The organism is Aequorivita flava, from assembly GCF_038742595.1.
In the GTDB taxonomy this organism is placed as follows: Bacteria; Bacteroidota; Bacteroidia; order Flavobacteriales; family Flavobacteriaceae; genus Aequorivita; species Aequorivita marisscotiae.
In genome coordinates, this window is sequence record NZ_JBANCF010000006.1 from 135721 (window position 1) to 156230 (window position 20510).

General features: G+C 38.0%; 18 protein-coding genes. 15 read left to right on the forward strand and 3 right to left on the reverse strand.

Annotated features, from left to right (window positions below; all coding sequences use genetic code 11):
* Positions 1-126: 126 nt before the first annotated feature.
* The 6 genes from VZD24_RS09395 to VZD24_RS09420 all read left to right on the forward strand — a co-directional run bounded on the left by VZD24_RS09395 (position 127) and on the right by VZD24_RS09420 (position 6059).
* A complete protein-coding gene (locus VZD24_RS09395) occupies positions 127-762 on the forward strand; it encodes a peroxiredoxin (protein WP_279448317.1) in 636 nt (211 codons plus the stop codon).
* A 3-nt stretch (positions 763-765) separates the two neighbouring features.
* Complete coding sequence (locus VZD24_RS09400) at positions 766-1080, forward strand: thioredoxin family protein (protein ID WP_342687449.1); 315 nt, start codon at positions 766-768, stop codon at positions 1078-1080.
* On the forward strand, positions 1061-1309 hold the full coding sequence (locus VZD24_RS09405; RefSeq protein ID WP_342687448.1) for a DUF6952 family protein: 249 nt from the start codon (positions 1061-1063) through the stop codon (positions 1307-1309). The genes VZD24_RS09400 and VZD24_RS09405 overlap by 20 nt, the downstream gene beginning before the upstream one ends.
* 210 nt (positions 1310-1519) lie before the next feature.
* Positions 1520-4672 carry a sensor histidine kinase gene (locus VZD24_RS09410; RefSeq protein ID WP_342687447.1) on the forward strand — a complete coding sequence of 1051 codons (3153 nt, stop codon included), beginning with the start codon at positions 1520-1522 and terminating at the stop codon, positions 4670-4672.
* A gap of 36 nt (positions 4673-4708) precedes the next feature.
* On the forward strand, positions 4709-5341 hold the full coding sequence (locus tag VZD24_RS09415; RefSeq protein WP_342687446.1) for a response regulator transcription factor: 633 nt from the start codon (positions 4709-4711) through the stop codon (positions 5339-5341).
* 31 nt (positions 5342-5372) lie between these two features.
* Positions 5373-6059: a hypothetical protein gene (locus VZD24_RS09420; RefSeq protein ID WP_279448322.1), complete on the forward strand. Its 687-nt coding sequence runs from the start codon at positions 5373-5375 to the stop codon at positions 6057-6059.
* Positions 6060-6203: 144 nt separating this feature from the next.
* Here the strand turns inward: VZD24_RS09420 and VZD24_RS09425 are convergent, their stop codons facing one another.
* Positions 6204-7769 (reverse strand): DUF1565 domain-containing protein, encoded by a 1566-nt coding sequence (locus VZD24_RS09425; RefSeq protein WP_342687445.1) that lies wholly within the window; start codon positions 7767-7769, stop codon positions 6204-6206.
* A gap of 11 nt (positions 7770-7780) precedes the next feature.
* Positions 7781-9097, reverse strand: coding sequence for an OmpA family protein (locus VZD24_RS09430; protein WP_342687444.1), 1317 nt, complete (start codon positions 9095-9097; stop codon positions 7781-7783).
* A gap of 204 nt (positions 9098-9301) precedes the next feature.
* On the opposite strand from VZD24_RS09430, the gene tpx reads away from it, so the two are divergent.
* From tpx to ribB, 9 genes are all read left to right on the forward strand, one after another.
* On the forward strand, positions 9302-9802 hold the full coding sequence (tpx, locus tag VZD24_RS09435; RefSeq protein ID WP_279448326.1) for a thiol peroxidase: 501 nt from the start codon (positions 9302-9304) through the stop codon (positions 9800-9802).
* Positions 9802-10161, forward strand: a complete 360-nt coding sequence (locus VZD24_RS09440; RefSeq protein WP_279448327.1) for a diacylglycerol kinase — start codon at positions 9802-9804, stop codon at positions 10159-10161. The genes tpx and VZD24_RS09440 overlap by 1 nt, the downstream gene beginning before the upstream one ends.
* Positions 10162-10301: 140 nt before the next feature.
* Positions 10302-11705: a vWA domain-containing protein gene (locus VZD24_RS09445; protein ID WP_342687443.1), complete on the forward strand. Its 1404-nt coding sequence runs from the start codon at positions 10302-10304 to the stop codon at positions 11703-11705.
* A 9-nt stretch (positions 11706-11714) separates the two neighbouring features.
* Complete coding sequence (locus VZD24_RS09450; protein WP_279448329.1) at positions 11715-12344, forward strand: hypothetical protein; 630 nt, start codon at positions 11715-11717, stop codon at positions 12342-12344.
* A 117-nt stretch (positions 12345-12461) separates the two neighbouring features.
* Positions 12462-13460 (forward strand): hypothetical protein, encoded by a 999-nt coding sequence (locus tag VZD24_RS09455; RefSeq protein WP_342687442.1) that lies wholly within the window; start codon positions 12462-12464, stop codon positions 13458-13460.
* A gap of 105 nt (positions 13461-13565) precedes the next feature.
* Positions 13566-15917: an FtsK/SpoIIIE family DNA translocase gene (locus tag VZD24_RS09460; protein WP_342687441.1), complete on the forward strand. Its 2352-nt coding sequence runs from the start codon at positions 13566-13568 to the stop codon at positions 15915-15917.
* A gap of 1 nt (position 15918) precedes the next feature.
* On the forward strand, positions 15919-16557 hold the full coding sequence (lolA1, locus tag VZD24_RS09465; RefSeq protein ID WP_279448332.1) for an outer membrane lipoprotein periplasmic chaperone LolA1: 639 nt from the start codon (positions 15919-15921) through the stop codon (positions 16555-16557).
* 77 nt (positions 16558-16634) lie between these two features.
* Positions 16635-18572: an LptF/LptG family permease gene (locus VZD24_RS09470; RefSeq protein WP_444876291.1), complete on the forward strand. Its 1938-nt coding sequence runs from the start codon at positions 16635-16637 to the stop codon at positions 18570-18572.
* Positions 18573-18809: 237 nt separating this feature from the next.
* Positions 18810-19958, forward strand: a complete 1149-nt coding sequence (gene ribB, locus VZD24_RS09475; RefSeq protein ID WP_279448333.1) for a 3,4-dihydroxy-2-butanone-4-phosphate synthase — start codon at positions 18810-18812, stop codon at positions 19956-19958.
* Between the two features lie 102 nt (positions 19959-20060).
* Here the strand turns inward: ribB and VZD24_RS09480 are convergent, their stop codons facing one another.
* Positions 20061-20348 (reverse strand): hypothetical protein, encoded by a 288-nt coding sequence (locus VZD24_RS09480; protein ID WP_342688795.1) that lies wholly within the window; start codon positions 20346-20348, stop codon positions 20061-20063.
* Positions 20349-20510: the final 162 nt, after the last annotated feature.

Here is a 20510-nt window from a genome sequence, read left to right on the forward strand (position 1 = left end):
TAAAATTTTAACCTATTGTTAAAATCTATTGTTTTATAAGTTAATCCATTCAAGATTTCATTCTTTTTTTAAGGTACTTTCTATCTTTGTAGTAGAAAAATATTAACCTTAAAAATAAATAAAACTATGGCTATAGTAGGAAAACAATTTCCAAACATTTCAGTTGATGCAATGAATGAAATGGGAGATACTTTTAAATTAAATGTGCTTGAAGAAGCTAAGAAAAACAACAAAAAAGTATTGCTTTTCTGGTATCCAAAAGATTTTACATTTGTATGCCCAACCGAAATTCACTCTTTCCAAGAAGTACTTTCAAAATTTGAAGACAGAAACACAATGGTAATCGGAGCATCTTGTGATACTCCCGAAGTACACTTTGCGTGGTTAAACACACCAAAGGACAATGGCGGAATTGAAGGAGTAACTTACCCCCTATTGGCAGATACAAACCGCAACCTATCTAACGCCCTTGGAATTCTGGATATTACCAATGAGCGTTACGACGAAGAAACCGGATTGTTAACTGTAGATGGCGATAACGTAACGTACCGCGCAACATATTTAATTGATGAAGAAGGAAAAGTATTCCACGAAAGCGTAAACGATATGCCATTGGGAAGAAATGTAAATGAATTTCTTAGATTAATTGATGCATATACGCACGTTCAGAAAAACGGTGAAGTTTGTCCAGCAAACTGGGAAGAAGGAAAAGATGCTATGCAAGCAACGCGCGAAGCAGTAGCCACATATTTAAGAAATTAAGATATGGTAGTTGAGTTAAAAGATGATAGTCTGCAGCAGCTTATTTCTGAAGAAAAAAACGTAGTAGTTCAATTTTCGGCAGGATGGTGTGGCAACTGTAGAGTTATGAAACCGAAATTCAAAAAATTGGCTTCTGAAACTGAAAGTTTAAAATTTGTTTTGGTAGATGCCGAAAAATATCCTGAAAGCAGAAAAATGGCCAATGTAGATAATTTGCCAACTTTCGCAACCTTTAAAAATGGCGAATTGGTAAACCAGGTGCAAACCAACAAATTTGAAATTTTAAAAGATCTTGTAAATGAAGTTGCCAGTAATTAGACATATACAACGCAACAATTCCGTAGCACAGATTGAAAGCTGTGTTGAAGTTTTGGAATCGTTTAGCGAATACAACCGAATTACGGACGAAGAGATGGATGTTATCGGCGAACTTATTACCAACCTTTGCGGTGCGGTAGAAGTTCACAAAATGATAGCAGACGGTATGCCAGAGCGCGATGCTGCCAACGCATTTGCACAAAAAGTGTTGGGAAGTATAGACCGATAATTATTTGAAGTATATTTTATAAAGGTCCCTTTGCAATTATTTGCAAAGGGACTTTTTACATGTTTACCACGCCACCAAATGGTATCTAAAGTAACTTTAATTCCTCTAACGGTACTCGTGTTATTTTAAAACAATTTTATCTTATTTTAGAAATAACGGCATTTATTTAAAAGATATTTTCGTAACTTTCAATAAACAAACACTTTACGAATGAGATGTTTATTGTTTCAAGTATTGTTTTTTCTTGGTTTTGTTGGGGTTTTTTCGGCTCAAAATCACCTTTCCTTTCAGCATTTCGGTGTGGAAGAAGGATTGTCAGGCTCAAATATTACCGCATTTTTTCAAGATAGCCGTGGTTATATGTGGATTGGTACGGCAAACGGCTTAAACAAAGGCAATGGAAAGCATTTTAAGATTTTTACCGTTTCGCGGGATAGTACGAAAAATGGACTTCCCAACCCCAAAATTAGAAGCATCATCGAGGATAAAAACAAAATGATCTGGATTGGCACCTCGGGCGGACTTTCAAAATACGACCCGCAACTTGAAGCGTTTACAAACTTTACAGAAATAGGTGATTGTAAAAATTGTCTGGCAGGCCGAATAATAAAGGTAATTAAGGAAGACGGCGACTATCTTTGGCTTGGCACCAACGGGGGGCTTTCAAAAATAAATACCAAAACTCATCAAATTACTACTTGGTGGCACAAGGAGGACAATTCAGAAATACCAAATATCTATTCAATTATAGATATACTTCTCCTAAAAAATGGCTCGCTACTTTTGGCTACAGATGAAGGTTTAGTTGCATTCGATCCAAAAAATGATAATTTTAAACAAATAGCCATTCCCCTGAAAATGCGTGAAAATGGGCTATGGAGCTTGTTTAAGGATTCCAATGACAAAATATGGATTGCTACCAATTATGATGGGGTGATACAAATGTCAGGAAATATAGACAACCCCAAATTTAAAGAGTTTCCCCAACTCACTCACCCAAAAGAAGAAAAAACCACAGTTTACGATTTTGAAGAGGATGCCTCGGGAAAATTGTGGATTGCCAGTTATGAAGGCTTAGCCGTCTTTGACCAAAAAACCAATAAAATAATTTACTACCGAAGTGAAACCGACAACTCAAATTCCATTTCACAAAACGCAATAAAAAAATTGTACCAAGACCAGCAAAATAGAATGTGGATTGGTTCTGCTGCCGGCGTAGATCTGTATGATCCCTACCTTAACCAATTTGAAATATTAAAACACCAAAACGGAAATCCACAAAGCATTTCAAGCAATAATACTTTCTGCATTTTGGAAGATTCTAAAGGATATCTCTGGTTTGGTTTTATGGATAGCGGCATAACCATTCTTTGGAAAAACGAGGATGGCGAACAAAAATTTCATCACATAACTAAAGGTACTGGCAACAAACATCTGCGGAGTAGCGCTATATATTCTTTAGCCGAAGATAAAAAAGGCAATATTTGGATAAGCAGCCCCGGCGGTCTGCATATCGTTAATTGGCCAGATAGAAGCAACTTTAATTACACAATTACTACCGTTCCAGAAGGTCCGATCGCAGCTAACAAACTTCCCGAAAAACGAATTTACGAGATTAAAAATGATGCTGAAAACCGAACTTGGTTGGCAACCCACGGAGCAGGGGTCATTACCTTTGATGCCGCCGGAAAAGCACAGCAATATCGCTATGAAGATCAAAATCCCGAAATGAGTTCCAAAGACTTTGTTGTTACGCTTCAAATAGACGATAAAAAAAGAGTTTGGTTGGGTAATTTCAATCTGGGCGGGGCTGTAGTAGAAAATCCTACTTCAGAAACTTCTTTTAAAAAAATAAAGGGCGATAAACCCTTCCATTTAAAAGTGGTAAACGACTATTTTTTTAGTGGAAAAGAGGCCTTACTTACAACAGAAGCAGGGGTGTTCCATTTTCCAAATGCAGAACAACTGCTCACTACCGAAAACCCCGATTACACATTATATACTACGGAAAATGGGCTTTCAAGCGATTTTACCTCGGAAATAATAAAGACAAAAAACAACGAATATTGGATAAGTACCGGGAACGGAATTTCAAAAATAAATACTGCTGAAAAAAAAGCCACTTCGTATAAAAGAATAATGAACGCTCGTAACTTTGAGTTCAATCACAACGCGGCAACGCTCACTAAAGACAGCGTTATATATTTCGGAGGAACGAATGGTATTGTTCGTTTTAGACCTTCAGAAATATATAAAAACCAATTTCCACCGCAAGTTTCATTTTCAGACTTTCGAATTGTGAATGTTCCCGTTGCCATTTCAAATAAAAAAACCAAGAACACGTCAATCCCAAAAAATATAGCATATGTTGAAAAGGTAACCCTAGATCCATCCGATAAAATAATTTCCTTTAGTATTGATGCAGTAAACTTCACACTTCCCGAAGAAACCCGTTACGCCTACAAACTGGAAGGATTTGATGACGATTGGATTGAATCTAAAAGCCCTGTAATTACACGGTCAAACCTCGGTGCTGGAAACTATACATTGTTGGCCAAGGCAGCAAACAACGATGGCGTTTGGAGCGAAACGGCTACTCTTGAACTGGAAATGCTCGCCCCCTGGTTCCAAAGTTGGTGGGCGTATATATTGTATTTTTTCCTTGCCATTGCAACCGTGTATTTACTCCTTAAATTACGTTTGCAGCAGGAACGTAGGTTAGAATTAGCCCGGGCGCAGGAACGCGATATTTTTAGAAAGCGAAGCTCACGCGATTTTCACGACGAAGCTGGCACCCGAATTACGCGTATCGCATTGATAACTGAACTTGCAAAAATGAAGTCTGACAATGACCCCGAAATGCTCGAATACCTGGCACAGATTGATACGAACCTTCAGGACCTCAACGGAGGAATGCGCGATTTTATTTGGGCTTTGGATCCAAGTAAAGACAATGCTTTTGATACACTAACTCGTTTTGTGGAATTTGCCGCAAAGTTCTGTGAATTCGGAAATATTCAGTTTAAGTCACAGAATATTTCTGATAATTTAAAAAAGAAAGAACTCAATATGGCTGAAAGAAGGCATCTGCTACTTATTTTAAAAGAAGCGATAAACAATAGTGTAAAGCACGGTAACTGTACAGAAATAAGTTTTAAAATAAATTCGAGACCCGGAATGCTACAACTAAGCTTAGCAGACAACGGTAAAGGTTTTAATAGCAATACAACTACCCGTGGCAACGGATTAACAAATATGAAAGAACGCGCCGAAGCACTAGGCGGTACATTGAAAATAAAATCAGAAACCAATGGCGGCACCAAACTTACTCTAACACTGGAAACTACCCGCTTGGGTAATTGAAAAAGCCTTGAAAGTAACGTATCTTTCTACAAGACAATGACTGTACAGCCCACCATAAAAATTTGTATCATAGAAGATGATGCCTTGATTTTAAAATCGCTACAACAAGTATTGAATAATGCTGACGGTTTTAAAGTAATAGGCACGTATTTTTCTGCGGAAGCGGCACTCGAAAACTTTAGTGAAAACTACCCCGATGTGCTTCTATTAGATATTGATCTTCCAGGCATAAGCGGTATTGAGGCTATTGCGAAGTTAAAAAAAATACAGCCTGACCTAAACATTGTAATGCTTACGATACACGAGGAATCTGAACACGTTTTTTCCGCGTTACGGCAAGGAGCTGTGGGATATTTGGTAAAGGGCAATCATTCAAAATTGCTGCTCGATGGCATACGTGAAGTTTTTGAAGGCGGCGCGCCTATGAGTCCTTCTATTGCTAGAGAAGTAATTACTTCGTTTAAGCCATCGTACGAAACTATTTTAAGCGAACGGGAATTGGAAGTTTTGGAAAAGCTGAGCAATGGCACCAACAACAGCCAGATTGCAGATGAGCTCTTTGTTTCGGTTAACACCATTAAAGCACACGTAAAAAATATCTATAAAAAGCTGCACGTTAATTCACGAGCGGAGGCAGTAAAGAAAGGGTTTCGCAAGGGACTCTTTTGAAGTTTACATTTATAAATTTAAAATAATACAGATGAAACAATTAATAGCCACCACCGTATTTATAATTATATCGCAATTTGTTTTTGCGCAAAATTTTACCGGCAGTTTTGACCTCGTTATTGGCCCGGAAAATCCAGACGTCAATAGCCGGAGCGATACGTTATCCTTCTTTTTTGGAGAAAACAAAAAGGCGCTTATCATTCATGCCCGTGGCAACCAACCCGATCTGCGCTTGGTTTTTAGTCCGAAAGACAGCACTATTACCGGGTTATTTATAGTGAATGAAAAAAAAGGTGGCTATATATTGCCGATGAACAAAAAGTATTGGCCCTCAATGGATTATGCGCTTAGGGATTACGGCACAGGTCCAAGAAAACAGTTGAACACGGCCAACGAGCAAAAAGAAATAAATGGTTACTTGTGTAATAAAATGGTTTGTAGCTTCGATAAATTGGAAGCTACTTTTTGGATTGCCAACGAAATTGAATTGAGTTTGGTACAAGTGTTGGCCTACCAAACCGTAGGTGCCGGAAAAGATGATAGTGCGGTAGAAATGCTAGCAAACTGCGGAATACAGGGATTTTCGATGCTTGCGAAAATTCACGTGCGGGAAAGGAAAGATCCAGTACTGTTATCAATACTTAATTTGAACGATACCTTTGACGATGCAATTTTTAGTACCGAGGGCCATACGCTTGCCGATATGACGGAGCAATAAATATGCTTTCCCTTTATGCATTCACTACTGAACAATTACGCCCAAAAATTGAAAATCCCGCTTGTATTATATACGAGCGGGACTTCAATTTAAAAGCACTTCAACAAAACTTATTTTTCAAATTATTTTATATAGACTTCAAGGTTATTTAAACAAACAATTGGCTACACCCACATTATCACTTACGTCCAAACCCGATTTAAATGGTACCGTTCCCGAAGGCAATGAAGAAATAGGATAACCTTTAAATCGCAATCCATTTATTGATATCGCTCCCCCACCTGATATTTTAATTGCTGAAGGGAACACAGAAACTTCGGTATTTGAGCTTGATGGCGCAGCCCCATTTTTAGGATGTACCATTGTAATTTGCGGTGAAACAAAATAGCTGCCGGCGGTTTGCTGGACTGCTTGGGTAAAATTTAGAACTTCGCCATTCATCAGCAAAGCAGGTACTGAATTTTGATAAGGGTTAGAATAATCCGTAACTGCCTCAACCATATTTGGATGTAATTTGGCATTGGAGGCTTTATAAATATCCTGACCAAAATTTTGCCAAGAAATATTACCGGAAATCTTTTCAGACCCCACAAAAATAGCTTGATGTTCATTTTCAGCCTTTATCTTGAGGGGCGGCAAACTTGAAGTTCCCCATTGCACCGAGGCGGCTTGCTTATAAGTACCATCCCTTACAATTATAGTTGCATTTTTTCCTTGTTGCCGTTTGCCATTGGCAACATCCAACGCTTTTTGAAGTGTTGCAAACGGATTGGTTTTACTACCAGAATTGGCGTCGTTACCATCCATTGCAACATATAGGTTTTCTGGATGATCATCATCACCGTTAGTTCCGTCGTCATTTGGGTTTTGCCCTATTGAGCCTCCCTCTGTATCAATTCCATCTAAAATAGGATCATCTTCAGCTATATAATCTGCTTCCCCACAAAAACACAGTTCGTCTATAAACACTTCACTGCCATCAGTACTGGGGTATTTTTGTGCGAGTTCCACCGCATTCATTCCATAGGGTGGCGTAATGGGAAAGCCGCTATTTACCATTTGCAGCTGTATTACTGCTTTAGCCACTTTTCGGTTTGGCAAAATGCGAAGTGGAATTCTGAAAGGAGTCCAATCGCCAGTACTTTTTGAAATTACTGAAGCAGTTTCTCCCGGCATCACACCACCTGCAAAGTTTTTGTTTTCCATAAATAATATGGGCCAAATCCATAGCTTATCGCCTTCTTTTAAATTAGCTTTATAATAGCCACATAATGCGCCGGGAGCTTTTTCCACGGGAAAACTCATGTTTTCGCGCATAAAAATTTCGTTTTCTGCTAAGACAGCTCCTTCACAATTGCCTTGACAGGTAAATAACGAACCGCTAAAGGAACTCTTCCGTAGTTGCTCTTTAATTGATGCTGGTAATTTTGCATACTCTGCCGGTTTTTCATTTTTAAGCATTTCAAGTATTGAAGCATTTTTTATCCGAACGCCAAAGCCGAATTTTCCCGGAGTTTGGAATACATTCCGCATATCAAAATTAATGTTTGGCGTGCCGTATTTATCGCCCATATTTGTAGTGAGCCAGTTTTTGGGGTTGTCGGTTCCAGACCATTCCTGAAAATTTCCGTTGGGAATAGGTATGCAATCGTCTTGGGCAATTGCGACCGTAAAGAACAAAAAGCTGATGATATAGAGTAATTTTTTCATATTCTTTCGTTTTATAAAAGTTTGAATTCCGTTCTACGGTTTTTCGCCTTATTAAGTGCAGTATCATTAGAAGCCACTGGGTCGCTTTCTCCTTTTCCTTGGGTTGTTAACCGAGCTTCAGAAACTCCAAACTCATTTACCAACGCATTTTTTACCGATGCTGCACGACGGTTGGAAAGATCCATATTGTGTTCATCGGATCCATCGGAATCCGTGTGGCCGGTAATCAATATATTTTTTCCCTGTTCAGAATTTATCGCTTCCGCAATTTCCTTTAGAATACCATAAGCTTCAGGTTTCAATTTATCGCTATCTACATCAAACGTGATGGCGGTGGTAGAATAGCTTCCCGTTTTAAACAACTTGGTCCGTGGTTCTGGCAAACCTTCGGCCACACGTAAGTTAGTTAACAAAATGGCCTGATCGTCCTTCAGCCCATAACTGTCAAAAATGATACTGCCAAAATTTTTAGAGTCGTTGATGGCTCGTGGCGCATCAAAAATTTTCTCACCATTCACATACATTCTATAGCGTTTCTCTTTAACTGAAATAGCCACATGCATCCCTTTCTGAAAAGCTTGGCGTATATCTCTTTCGGTTCGCCCTACGGCCATTTCACCCTCACCTTGGTGATCTATCGATTTTAAGTTTTGGGCTTTAACCCAATTGGGATATGGTGAGAAATAGCTATACACATATCGCTGGCCTAATTTTAAAGGTTTAACCCCATCGGCTAAATACACATAAAAGCCTGCTGTTTGTGAAGTATTATTATTCTTTAAATTAAATGCTCTAACATCAAATTCAACAGTAAAATCCTTTGGCAGATTCTTTGGTAAATCTGGTTCGTACTTTGTATAATTGTACATTTTCAACCATTTTTGTTTCGGATTGTCACTTAAAGTAACAAGCTCACCAGAACCTTTGGTATTCCATAATTGCGGAAAATCGCCCACGGGGTCATCGGCAAAATCGTCAAAAAGAATGATATCCTCTCCCGGCACCCAATCGCTTTTTTTGTACATGGTTACCGTGGCGGTCTCGGTTTGAGCTACTTCTGTGTTGCTTCCACCATTGGGTTCGCCACTATTACCATTTGAGGTTCCATCATTAGAAGTGCCACTGGAGCTACTTCCGCCATCGTTGCCCAAAAGGGTATCCATTGCTTTCCCGGTATCTTTTTCAACTTTTTTCTCTAATTTTCTGGTGATGACATCTTCAGATTTTTTTCCTAATTTTTTCCAGATCTGTGCTTCGGCTGTTTGTACGCCCAAAAACGCCACCAATACCGACACGATAAGTGCTGTAATAAAGTTTTTGTTTTTCATAATTTGAAGTTTAAAATGGGGAGAGTTAATACGTCCAAATCTACTATACACGTAAACGCCAGTCAATTACCCGTCTGGGTAATTTAAAAAATGACAATCCGAATGTTACCACATTGCAAAGGCACTAAAAACCTTTAGGAAGACTTTTAGAATCATTGTGAATTTGATTTCTTATTTTTAAGCAAATAAATTTTAAAAGAAATTATGGCAGAAATAAAATTAGGTGACAACACCATAGAAACATTCGGAACCCTTCCAAAAGTGGGAGAAAAAGCTCCAGATTTTGAATTAACCACGCGCGATTTAAGTTCAAAAAAACTCTCCGATTACAAAGGGTCGCGAGTGGTAATGAATATTTTTCCGAGCATAGACACTAATGTTTGTGCCACCTCGGTTAGAAAATTTAATGAGAAAGCAACCGGATTGGAAAACACAAAAGTACTTTGTATTTCTAAAGACCTTCCCTTTGCCCAACAACGCTTTGTAAATGATGAGGAATTAAATAACGTTACAAATCTGTCTGATTTTCGCGATGGCAACTTCGGAAAAAATTACGGGGTTGAAATGACCAGCGGCGCGCTTAGAGGGCTTCATTCCCGTGCCGTAGTTGTTTTAGATGAAGATGGGAAAGTAATTTACAACCAGCAGGTACCTGCCATTGGTGAGGAGCCCGATTATCTTTCCGCATTAAAAACTCTTTTATAATGAGGAATTCATTTTTAGGAAAGCGCCTTAAAGCATTTCGGTATGCATTCAAAGGTGCTTTTCTATTAATTCGCAATGAAGCGAGTATTCAGGTGCAAACCGCTCTGGCGATAATAATGACCATTGCGGGTTTTTATTTTGAAATTACTACCGTTGAATGGATGTTTCAAATATTCGCAATAGGATTAGTACTCAGTATTGAAGGCTTAAATACAGCTGTGGAAGAAATTGCGGATTTTGTGCATCCCGATTTCCACAATAAAATTGGATTAATTAAAGACATTGCGGCGGGTGCTGTTTTTTTTGCGGCCGTTACTGCGATAATCATTGGGTGCTTTATTTATATCCCGAAATTTTAACTTCTTATACGCATTCCTTCCCGTTAAGGCTTAAGGCTTTAAAACTACCCAATTGGGTAATTACATTTTCTCTGATTTGGTTGTAAGTTTATTTTTTGAATTAATTTTCACTAAATTTAACACAACCAAACTTATTGATTATGAAACAATTAGTTACTATTTTCTGCATTTTGCTTTTCACTTTCCAAAGCGAGGCGCAGACCAAGCAAGCTCCAGAAGTTCCTTCCCCCATTATTTTTATTTATGATGCCAGTGGCTCTATGTGGGGCCAAATGCAAGGCAAAACGAAGATGGAAATTGCATCAACGGTGCTTTCCAATTCCATTAACGATTTTGCCGAAAACCAAAAAATTGGGCTCGTTGCTTACGGACATCGTAAAAAGGGAGATTGCCGAGATGTAGAAACATTGCTTCCCATTAGCAATACTTCAAAAAGCGAAGTAGCACTGGCCGTTAAAAACATCAAACCTTTGGGGATGACCCCCCTCGCCTATTCCGCAGAAATGGTTATGGAACAGCTTCGGAAAAGTAAGGAAAAAGCGACCATCGTTTTAATAACCGACGGTATAGAATCCTGCGACGGCAATATTTGCGATGTGGTAAAAGCCGCCAAAAAAGAAGGAATTGATTTTAAATTGCACATAGTAGGTTTCGGCCTAAAAGCTGGAGAAACCAAGCAGTTGGAATGTGCTGCAAAAGCAGGTGATGGCAACTATTACGACGCCGCCGATGCCAGTGGCTTAAGTGAGGCAATGACCGAAGTAGCATCAGAAACTGTAGATAAGCCAAAGGGAAATCACGGGGTTTATGCTACGATGAACGGTAAAGCCATAGATGCCTTGGTTACTGCATATAAAGCAGGCACCAAAAATAAAGCCGGAGGCACGCGCACCTATCGCGACACTTCCTTTGTGTATTTACCACAAGAAACCTACGACCTTGAAATACGTCCCTTAGAAAATTCAAGAGTAGAACCCATTATTTTAAAAGGAATTAAAACCTCCAACGATAATAAAACCTATAGTATTATAAGTTTTGATGGTGGCAAGTTTGCCGTTACCTCTACCAATAATGGCGAAGGCTGGGATAGTACCGTAAAGATTCTTGATGCCGATGGAAAAACAGTTGGCGGTGGTCGTACTTACGGCAGAACTAAGGAATTTGAATTAAACGCAGGCACATACAGCGTTGTATTGCAAGCTATTAAATTAAATGGAATACATACCAAAGCCAAGGTAGAAAACCAAGTTGTAACCGCCGGGCAAACCACTGCTGTAGATTATAATTTTGAGTCGGGCACCCTAGAAGTTGTGCCAATGGGCGGAGGTAAAAATATAGATGCCACAGTTAATGTAATTGAGGTAAACTCCCGTACTAGCGTAGGCGGCGGAAGATCATACGATCGAGGTGTAAAAATGAATATAAACCCAGGAACTTATGAAATAAAAGTCCGAGCACTGAAAAAAACAGGTTTTAGCGGCGATAAATCGGCGACGGTAACTGTTAAAAAAGGGGAAGCTATAAAGCAAACGTTCAACTATTAATTGTGAAACATGAATTATAATATATGTACTTTTTTTATAGTATTCTTTGGTTCACTACTTACTGTGGGAGCCCAAAGTGAATTGGGTGAAGGTTTTTTTTCACCAAATACAACAGAAGCCGAAACACTCTATTTATACGATATTCCAAACAGCAGAGCGGGCAGTCAGGAACGCCCCATAGACAGCATTACATTTATAAAGCGATATGCCAATCATGTGGATGGCATTGGTTACGCTCCTGAAGGTTTTGCTCCATTTAACGAAAAGTTGGATTATGGTGTTTTTTTAATTAGAGTAAAGCGATTGGGCCGGGATTATCACGAAATTATCATCAATGAAGAAACTGGCAAAACGGCTTATGTATCTGCTTGGCAAGGGAATTTCATAACCTGGGGCGAGTTTTTATTAAATTGCCATTCGGTGGAATTTATAGACAAAAATCAAAAAGTATTCGATAATCCAATGATAAAATCTGCCGGAAGAGTGGTGAGTCCCACAAATTTTAGGGCTCGCTACATTATGGGCGATTGGATGGAAGTAGAAATATTGGCAGACGATTACAACACTGTAAAGGGAAAAGGCTGGATACGTTGGAAAAAGGACGACAAACTGCTGATTAATTCTAATTTATTTTCCTGATTTCAACTCAGACCTACGAGGAAGTTTTGCAGAAATACAACACAATGCCTTGCAGGTAAATACATTCAAAAAAATATCACGTCTCACATCTAATGTTTAATGTCTAATGTCTAAAAAATGAAAAACTTCTTTAAACCCGCCAAAATCGCCTTTTATATTTTAATGCTTATTACCTTTTTTATTGCTGGCCTGTATTTTGCCGGACTTATAGGAGCAGGGAAAGGACAAGGTTTGGCAGGCGGTGCCATTGTTTTGGGTTATGGGGTTCTCTTTGGGGGTATCGCTTTTATTGCTTCATTTTTTATTGTCCATTTTGTTTCCCATAAATTTATAGTAAACGCCAATATTGTGTTGCTGGTAATAATTATAATTTCCTACGGTATAACCCATTACCGGTACAAACAGCGCCAAAAAGAAAAGGATAAAACCGAACAATTTAAATCTATTCCCACTACGCCAACCAAGCAGACGGAGCCCATTGGTATGGTAACATATTATAAAAATGATGCATCTAATTACACATCGATAAAAAATTCATTAAATGTAAATAACGATTTGGGCATCGGGTTTTTTGAGCCCAACTTTTTTCAATTCCCTACCCTATTCTTTTATGGAAATGTGACACAAGAAAAATCGGTATTCCAGCATACCCCCACAGATAGCCTGGCGTTGGGGAGAGATCAGTTTGGAGATTTCGCACTTATATCTGCTCCCCCCTGGCTTTGGCCGGAGGCTATGAATACACCTTTTGGCATTTTTTATTTTAAGGTAAAAACTCTTGGGCGCGAATTTATTGAAGTAGAAGTGAATTCCAAAACTGGGCAAACATCCTACCTCAATAAACACAATGGGGAGCTATTATTTTGGGCCGAATTTTTATTAACGGCTTCATCACTTAATTTTATTGAAGGAAAAACACAAATTCCCAAAGAAAAACCTCTGGATTATGCAGGAGATATTAATACCCCTTTTGTGCATTTAACACCGTTGCAAGTAAAGGAAGATTGGATTCAGGTAATTTTAAAAGATAAAAATTATCGCGAATTGGGAAAAGGTTGGATCCGCTGGAAAATGAACGACCAATTAGTAGTAAAATACCAATTGCCCAACATTTAAACACATGAAAAGTAGCGTTTTAACGCCGCTATTTTTTTATAAAATTTTATTTAGCTTGTGCCGTTGTATATTTGTATTTTTGCAGCAAATACAACCGCTCCATTAATGGCCAAAAAAAAGAAGAAAACAACTAAAGCTCCGCGTAAAAAAATAGGTTTTTCGCTATCCAAACAACAAAAGATACTTTTGGGTAGCTTTTTGTTTTTATTGGGGCTTGCATTGGTGTTCTCTTTTATTTCTTACTTTTTTACGTGGCAGGCAGACCAAAGTGAATTAGGAAATTTTGCCGAGCGCAATCTTCCCACCCAAAACTGGCTCAACAAATTTGGCGCAAATGTGGCGCACTTTTTTATCTACGACGGCTTTGGTATTTCGGCTTTTATTTTTGCCTTTTTAGTAGCACTCACTGGTGTTTATTATTTTTTCGATTACCTTAAAAAGCAACTAATAAAATTTTGGTTTTGGGGATTGTTATTAATGCTTTGGGCCTCTGTTTTTTTCGGATTTTTCGGGGGTGAAGCTACCATTTTTAGTGGAATCGTAGGATTTGAAACAAACGATATTTTACAAGATTATTTGGGCTTAATCGGCGCTATGTTGGTCATGGTTTTTGTCCTTATTTTTTATTTGGTCGTAAGGCTTAAATTAACTCCAGAGATGGCAATTAGCCTATTTAGCAATACGAAAGAACAAATAGCTTCAGAATTTATTTCAGGTGAAACTGAGAAAACTACTGCCAAAAAAGTTTCAGAAGAAGAAGAAACATCCGAAACGAAAAAACCTGCACCCATCATTGAGGAAAAGGCAACACCAAAACCACCCGTAGTAGAAAAATTAATTTTAAAATCTGATGTTGAAGGCGATGTAGAAATGGAGGTAGAACAAACCGCTGACGAGGAAGAAATTGAAAATTTAAGCAATAAATTAGTCAAGGATTTTGGTGAATTCGATCCCAAACTGGAGCTCAGTAATTATAAATTCCCCAATTTAGAACTACTTCGCGATTATACTATTGGCGCTGGCATAACAATAGACCAAGAAGAACTTGAAGAAAATAAAAACCGCATAGTTGAAACGCTCAACAATTATAAAATAGGCATTGCAAATATAAAAGCTACCGTTGGCCCAACGGTTACCTTATATGAAATTGTACCTGACGCGGGGATTCGAATTTCAAAAATTAAAAACCTCGAGGACGATATTGCGCTTTCGCTTTCCGCTTTGGGAATCAGAATTATTGCCCCTATTCCGGGTCGCGGTACTATTGGTATTGAAGTACCCAATAAAAACGCCAAAATTGTTTCGATGCGTTCGGTGATTGCATCGGCAAAATTTCAAAATGCCGAAATGGAACTTCCCATCGCCTTTGGAAAAACCATTAGCAACGAAACTTTTGTAGTAGATCTTGCCAAAATGCCGCATATGTTAATGGCAGGCGCAACGGGTCAAGGAAAATCGGTTGGGTTAAACGCTGTATTAACTTCACTTTTATATAAAAAACATCCCGCAGAAGTAAAATTTATTTTGGTAGATCCAAAAAAGGTAGAACTTACGCTTTTCAACAAAATTGAGCGCCATTATTTAGCAAAATTGCCGGATACCGAAGAAGCAATTATTACCGATACAAACAAGGTTATACACACATTAAATTCACTGTGTATTGAAATGGATGCGCGCTACGATTTATTGAAAGACGCAATGGTGCGTAATATTAAGGAATACGACACCAAGTTTAAAAACAGGAAGTTAAACCCAAATGAAGGCCATCGATTTTTACCGTACATTGTCCTGGTAATAGACGAATTTGCCGATTTAATAATGACCGCCGGAAAGGAGGTTGAAACGCCAATAGCCCGCTTGGCACAGTTGGCACGTGCTATCGGAATTCATTTAATAATTGCTACCCAACGACCATCAGTTAACGTAATTACGGGAATTATAAAAGCCAACTTCCCGGCGCGAATTGCGTTTAGAGTAACTAGCAAAATTGATTCACGTACCATTTTAGACAATTCGGGAGCCGATCAACTTATTGGGCGTGGCGATATGCTTTATACCCAAGGCAACGAGTTAACCCGTATTCAATGTGCTTTTGTAGATACGCCCGAAGTTGCCAATATCACAGATTTTATTGGGTCGCAAAAAGCGTATCCCGATGCTTATCTATTACCCGAATATGTAGGTGAAGAGGGTGGCACAACTATTGATAATGACATATCGGAACGCGACAAACTATTTCGCGAAGCCGCAGAAGTATTGGTAATTGCACAACAAGGTTCGGCTTCATTATTGCAGCGAAAGCTAAAATTGGGGTATAACCGGGCGGGCAGAATAATAGACCAAATGGAAGCGGCCGGAATTGTTGGTCCCTTTGAGGGCAGTAAGGCACGCCAGGTTTTGGTTCCCACAATTGACGCATTAAATCAACTATTAGATAACGAAACTAATGATAATTAAAATGAAGAAAATCAGTCTGCTATTAATCGCACTTACACTTACAACTATCGCACAGGCGCAAGATGCCAAGTCGTTGCTAAAAGAAGTTTCTGAAAAAGTTAAAAGCTACGATAATATTGCAATCGACTTTAAATACAACTTGAATAACAGCAAAGAAAACGTAAACCAAGAAACTCGTGGCGATGTAACGCTACAGGGAGATAAGTACGTTTTAAATATGCTCGGAACTACTCGTATTTTTGACGGAAAAAATATTTATACTATTGTTCCCGAAGATGAAGAAGTAACCATTTCGGCTTATAATCCAAAGGACGATAAAGATATTACGCCTTCAAAAATGTTGACTTTTTACGAAAAGGGATACAACTATAAAATGGATATTGAGCAAAATGTAAAGGGTAGAAAAATTCAGTATATTAAACTTATCCCAATCGATTCAAAAGCTGAAATTAAAGATATTCTTTTAGGTGTAGATGTTCAAACAAAGCATATTTACAAGCTTATACAAACAGATTCCAAAGGAACAAAATACACCCTTACCGTTAATTCCTTTAAAACAAATCAACCTGTTTCCAAAACCTTGTTTACTTTTGATGAGGCCAAATATAAAAAGGACGGCTACTACATAAATAAGCTATAAACGCATAAGTGAAAATACTAGACAGGTACATATTGGTTACATATTTGAAGACGTTTTTAAGCGTCTTCATTATTTTAATGTTCATATTTGTCCTGCAGACCATTTGGTTATATATTTCTGAACTTGCCGGCAAGGACTTAGATGTTTGGATTATATTAAAGTTTCTTTGGTATGTTTCACCCAGATTAATTCCGTTGGTATTGCCGCTTACCATTTTGGTAACTTCCTTAATGGTTTTTGGGAGCTTCGCCGAAAAATACGAGTTTGCCGCCATGAAATCTACCGGCATTTCCTTACAACGTGCCATGGGTGGGGTTATTGGCTTTATTGTAGTACTTTCAATTACTGCGTTTTTTTTCGCCAACAGCGTTATCCCCTATTCTGAATACAAGTGGCAGAATTTACGGCGAAATATCTCGCAATTTCAACCTTCGATGGTTATTTCCGAAGGACAATTTAGCCAGATTGGAGAGTTGTTCAATATAAAAGTGGAAGAGAAAAGTGGCGATAGAGGCCAATTTTTAAAAGATGTAGTAATCCATAAAAAGAATGAAGCGAAACCCAATGGCAATTTTACCGTAATTATTGCAAACAACGGCGAGCTTGCTAGCCAAGAAGGCAGCAATACCCTTTCGCTTATTTTGAACGAAGGAAATTATTACGAGGAAATTCAAAGCAACAAACCCGGCCAACAAAAAGGGGAGCCTTTCGCAAAAAGCTATTTTGAAGAGTACGCCATCAATATTGACCTTACAGAACTGAACAATCAGGACATTGATAAGGAAAACAATTTGAACAATCAGAATATGTATAATATTAGCGAATTACACGTAGAAATTGATTCGCTTTCAAAAAGTTACAGTACCGACATTCAAAGCTACACTAAAAATATGTATTACCGAAGTGGTGTGGAAAAGTTTAAGGAAAACAATATAAGCGATACCGCAAAATTACCTGCTATAAACTCCATTCTCGAAATTTACAAACCTGCGCAACAGCTGCAAATAATTAAACTGGCATTAAACAACGCTAAAGGAACATTACAAACCGTTGATGCCAAAAAAGTAGAATTTAAAAACAAAACCAAAAGATTAAACAAAACCGAAATTGCACTGCATGAAAAATATGCCTTGGGTGTTGCGTGTATTATTTTATTTTTTGTGGGGGCGCCGCTCGGAGCCATTATCAGAAAAGGCGGAATGGGGCTCCCGATGGTGGTGGCAATTTTACTCTTTTTAACCTATCATTTTATCGGAATATTTGCGAAAAACAGTGCCGAAGATGGCACCATGCATCCGTTTATTGCTACTTGGTTGAGCACGGCAATAATGTTTCCGCTAAGTATTTGGCTAACCTATCGCGCCACAACGGACCAAGGTATTTTTGATTTTGATAGCTTTATGCAGCGAATTGGGCGTTTGTTTGGCAAAAAGCCATCGGAAGAAATAGCTGAAAAAGAGGAAATTTCCATCTTACTTACACAGCAGGAAAAAGCCTTGATTTTATCGAGAACCGAAACCCAGCTTAAAGATATTGTAAAAAATTATCGTCAGTATGGTTATTCCGAAGAAGTACGAAACGCCGCTTTACAACAACTTAGCTTAAAGGGATATTCTGAAATGGAACTCAAAATGAGTGGCGATTTTGAGAATAGGGAATATTCTTCCGCCTTGCAAAGTTTTAAAGAATCTTCTAGTTTTTCAAAAAAAGCATTGGTTGCCTATTTCGCTTCCATTATTAGTGTTTTAGGAATGATTTTATTTAACAATATAGATTTAACCATGTCCGAAACCTTAAAACTAATTTCTCAAATTGGGCAGATTATTTCGCTTGTTGCCTTATATGTTTTTGCAATTAAATCTCTTTTAAGCAGCTCAAAATTTTATAAAGTTTTAGGAAAAGATCAAGACACCGGTGCCTGGCTAATATTTATGTTGCTAGGCCCCGTTATTTATGTGTTTCTTCACTTTAACCACATAAAGAAAATGAAGGAGGAATTACAAATGATAAATTAATTTTTTTAAACATTATAGGGTTCGGCAGTACTTCCGACACCTCATAAATTTATAGTTTTATTGAATTTTAATTTTTAACCTTCAGTACTTCTGCAACACCATAACCAACCTATTTATTTATGTACTCCCGTATTGTTTTGGTCGGATATCGGTTACATTTAAAATAAGCAAAGTAAACTAATTTGGCATGGCTAATTATAGACGTTTCTATTATCTTTGCACAACATATTTAAAGCTATGATTTCCACAGAAAAAGAAAAATCAATTCAACTCAACACTATAGAAGAAGCCATTGAAGATATTCGCAATGGAAAGGTAATTATTGTTGTTGACGACGAAAACCGTGAAAACGAAGGAGATTTTATTGCCGCCGCCGAAATGGTAACGCCAGAGATGATTAATTTTATGGCTACCCACGGACGCGGACTTATTTGCGCACCACTTACCGAAGAACGCTGCAAGGAGCTCGATTTAAATATGATGGTAGAAAACAACACCGTGCTTCACCATACGCAATTTACAGTTTCAATAGATTTAATTGGTCACGGTTGTACAACGGGAATATCTGTTCACGACCGTTCTAAAACCATTAAATCGTTGGTTGAGGAAACCACCAAAGCTAGCGATTTGGGAAGGCCTGGGCATATTTTTCCGCTTCGTGCCAAACAAGGCGGTGTTTTAAGAAGAACGGGGCACACGGAAGCTGCAATAGATTTAGCGCGTCTTGCCGGCTTAAAGCCCGCTGGAATTTTAGTTGAAATTTTAAACGAAGACGGTACTATGGCACGTCTTCCCGAGTTAATAAAGGTTGCCAAAAAGTTTGATCTTAAACTTATTTCAATTGAAGATTTAGTGAAATACCGCATGGAGCACGATTCTTTAATAGAAAAAAAGGAAGATTTTAAAATAAATACAAAATTTGGCGATTTTAGACTTCGCGCATATAAACAAACTACCAACGACCAAATTCATATTGCCCTTACAAAAGGCAATTGGAAGGAAAATGAACCCGTTTTAGTTCGTGTTAATGCCACCTTAGTAAATAGCGATATTTTAGGAACGCTTACCAACAACGCCGAACAAAAATTAGACGATATGTTTAATGTTCTGAATAAGGAAGGTAAAGGCGCTATTGTATTTATAAACCAGCAGAGCCAGTCTTTGAATTTACTGAGCAGATTAAAAGAGCTTAGAGAAAACCAAAAGCCAAATGAAATTGCCAAAGCACCCCGTATTGAAATGGATGCCAAAGATTTTGGAATTGGCGCTCAAATACTCCACGACTTGGGAATACACAAAATTAAACTTCTCTCCAATAGCGAACAGACCAAACGTGTAGGGATGATTGGTTACGGTTTAGAAATAATGGAATACATTAAGTATTAATTAGAAATCGCTACCTATTTAACTACGAACACAAATCTATTTTGTTCTCAGACGCGAATATAGAGGAAGTTCCAAATTATACACTTTACTTATCTGCAGGAATTATCTGCAGGGCAGCGCTTTTAGTTCTCCCTCAATTTCATCTGCTCGCGTTAACATAAAGTCTGGAGAATGAAAATAATTTATATAGTCTATGAACGTAATATAAGATGATAACTTCGTTTTTTCCCAATCGCTGTCGGTGCTCTCATGAACTTTCTTCATAAAATCATCTAAATCAGAATAATCGAAATTATTCAAATCTGATGGATTTGAACCATTTTGGAGCGCATGGCAACCATTTTTTATAAAATGGGGTATAAATGATGCTTCACCATAAGGATTACCCACCTTTTCAGATAAATATTCTAAGTCTTCGAAAAAGGCGATAATGTAGTACTACCTATTCTTTAGACCACTATCAAGCTGATTTTAGTTGAACTTGTTTTTCAAAAGTATAAAGGTTTCTTGGCTTTTGTCTTTTAATTCCCTGATGTTTTCTATTGTTGTACT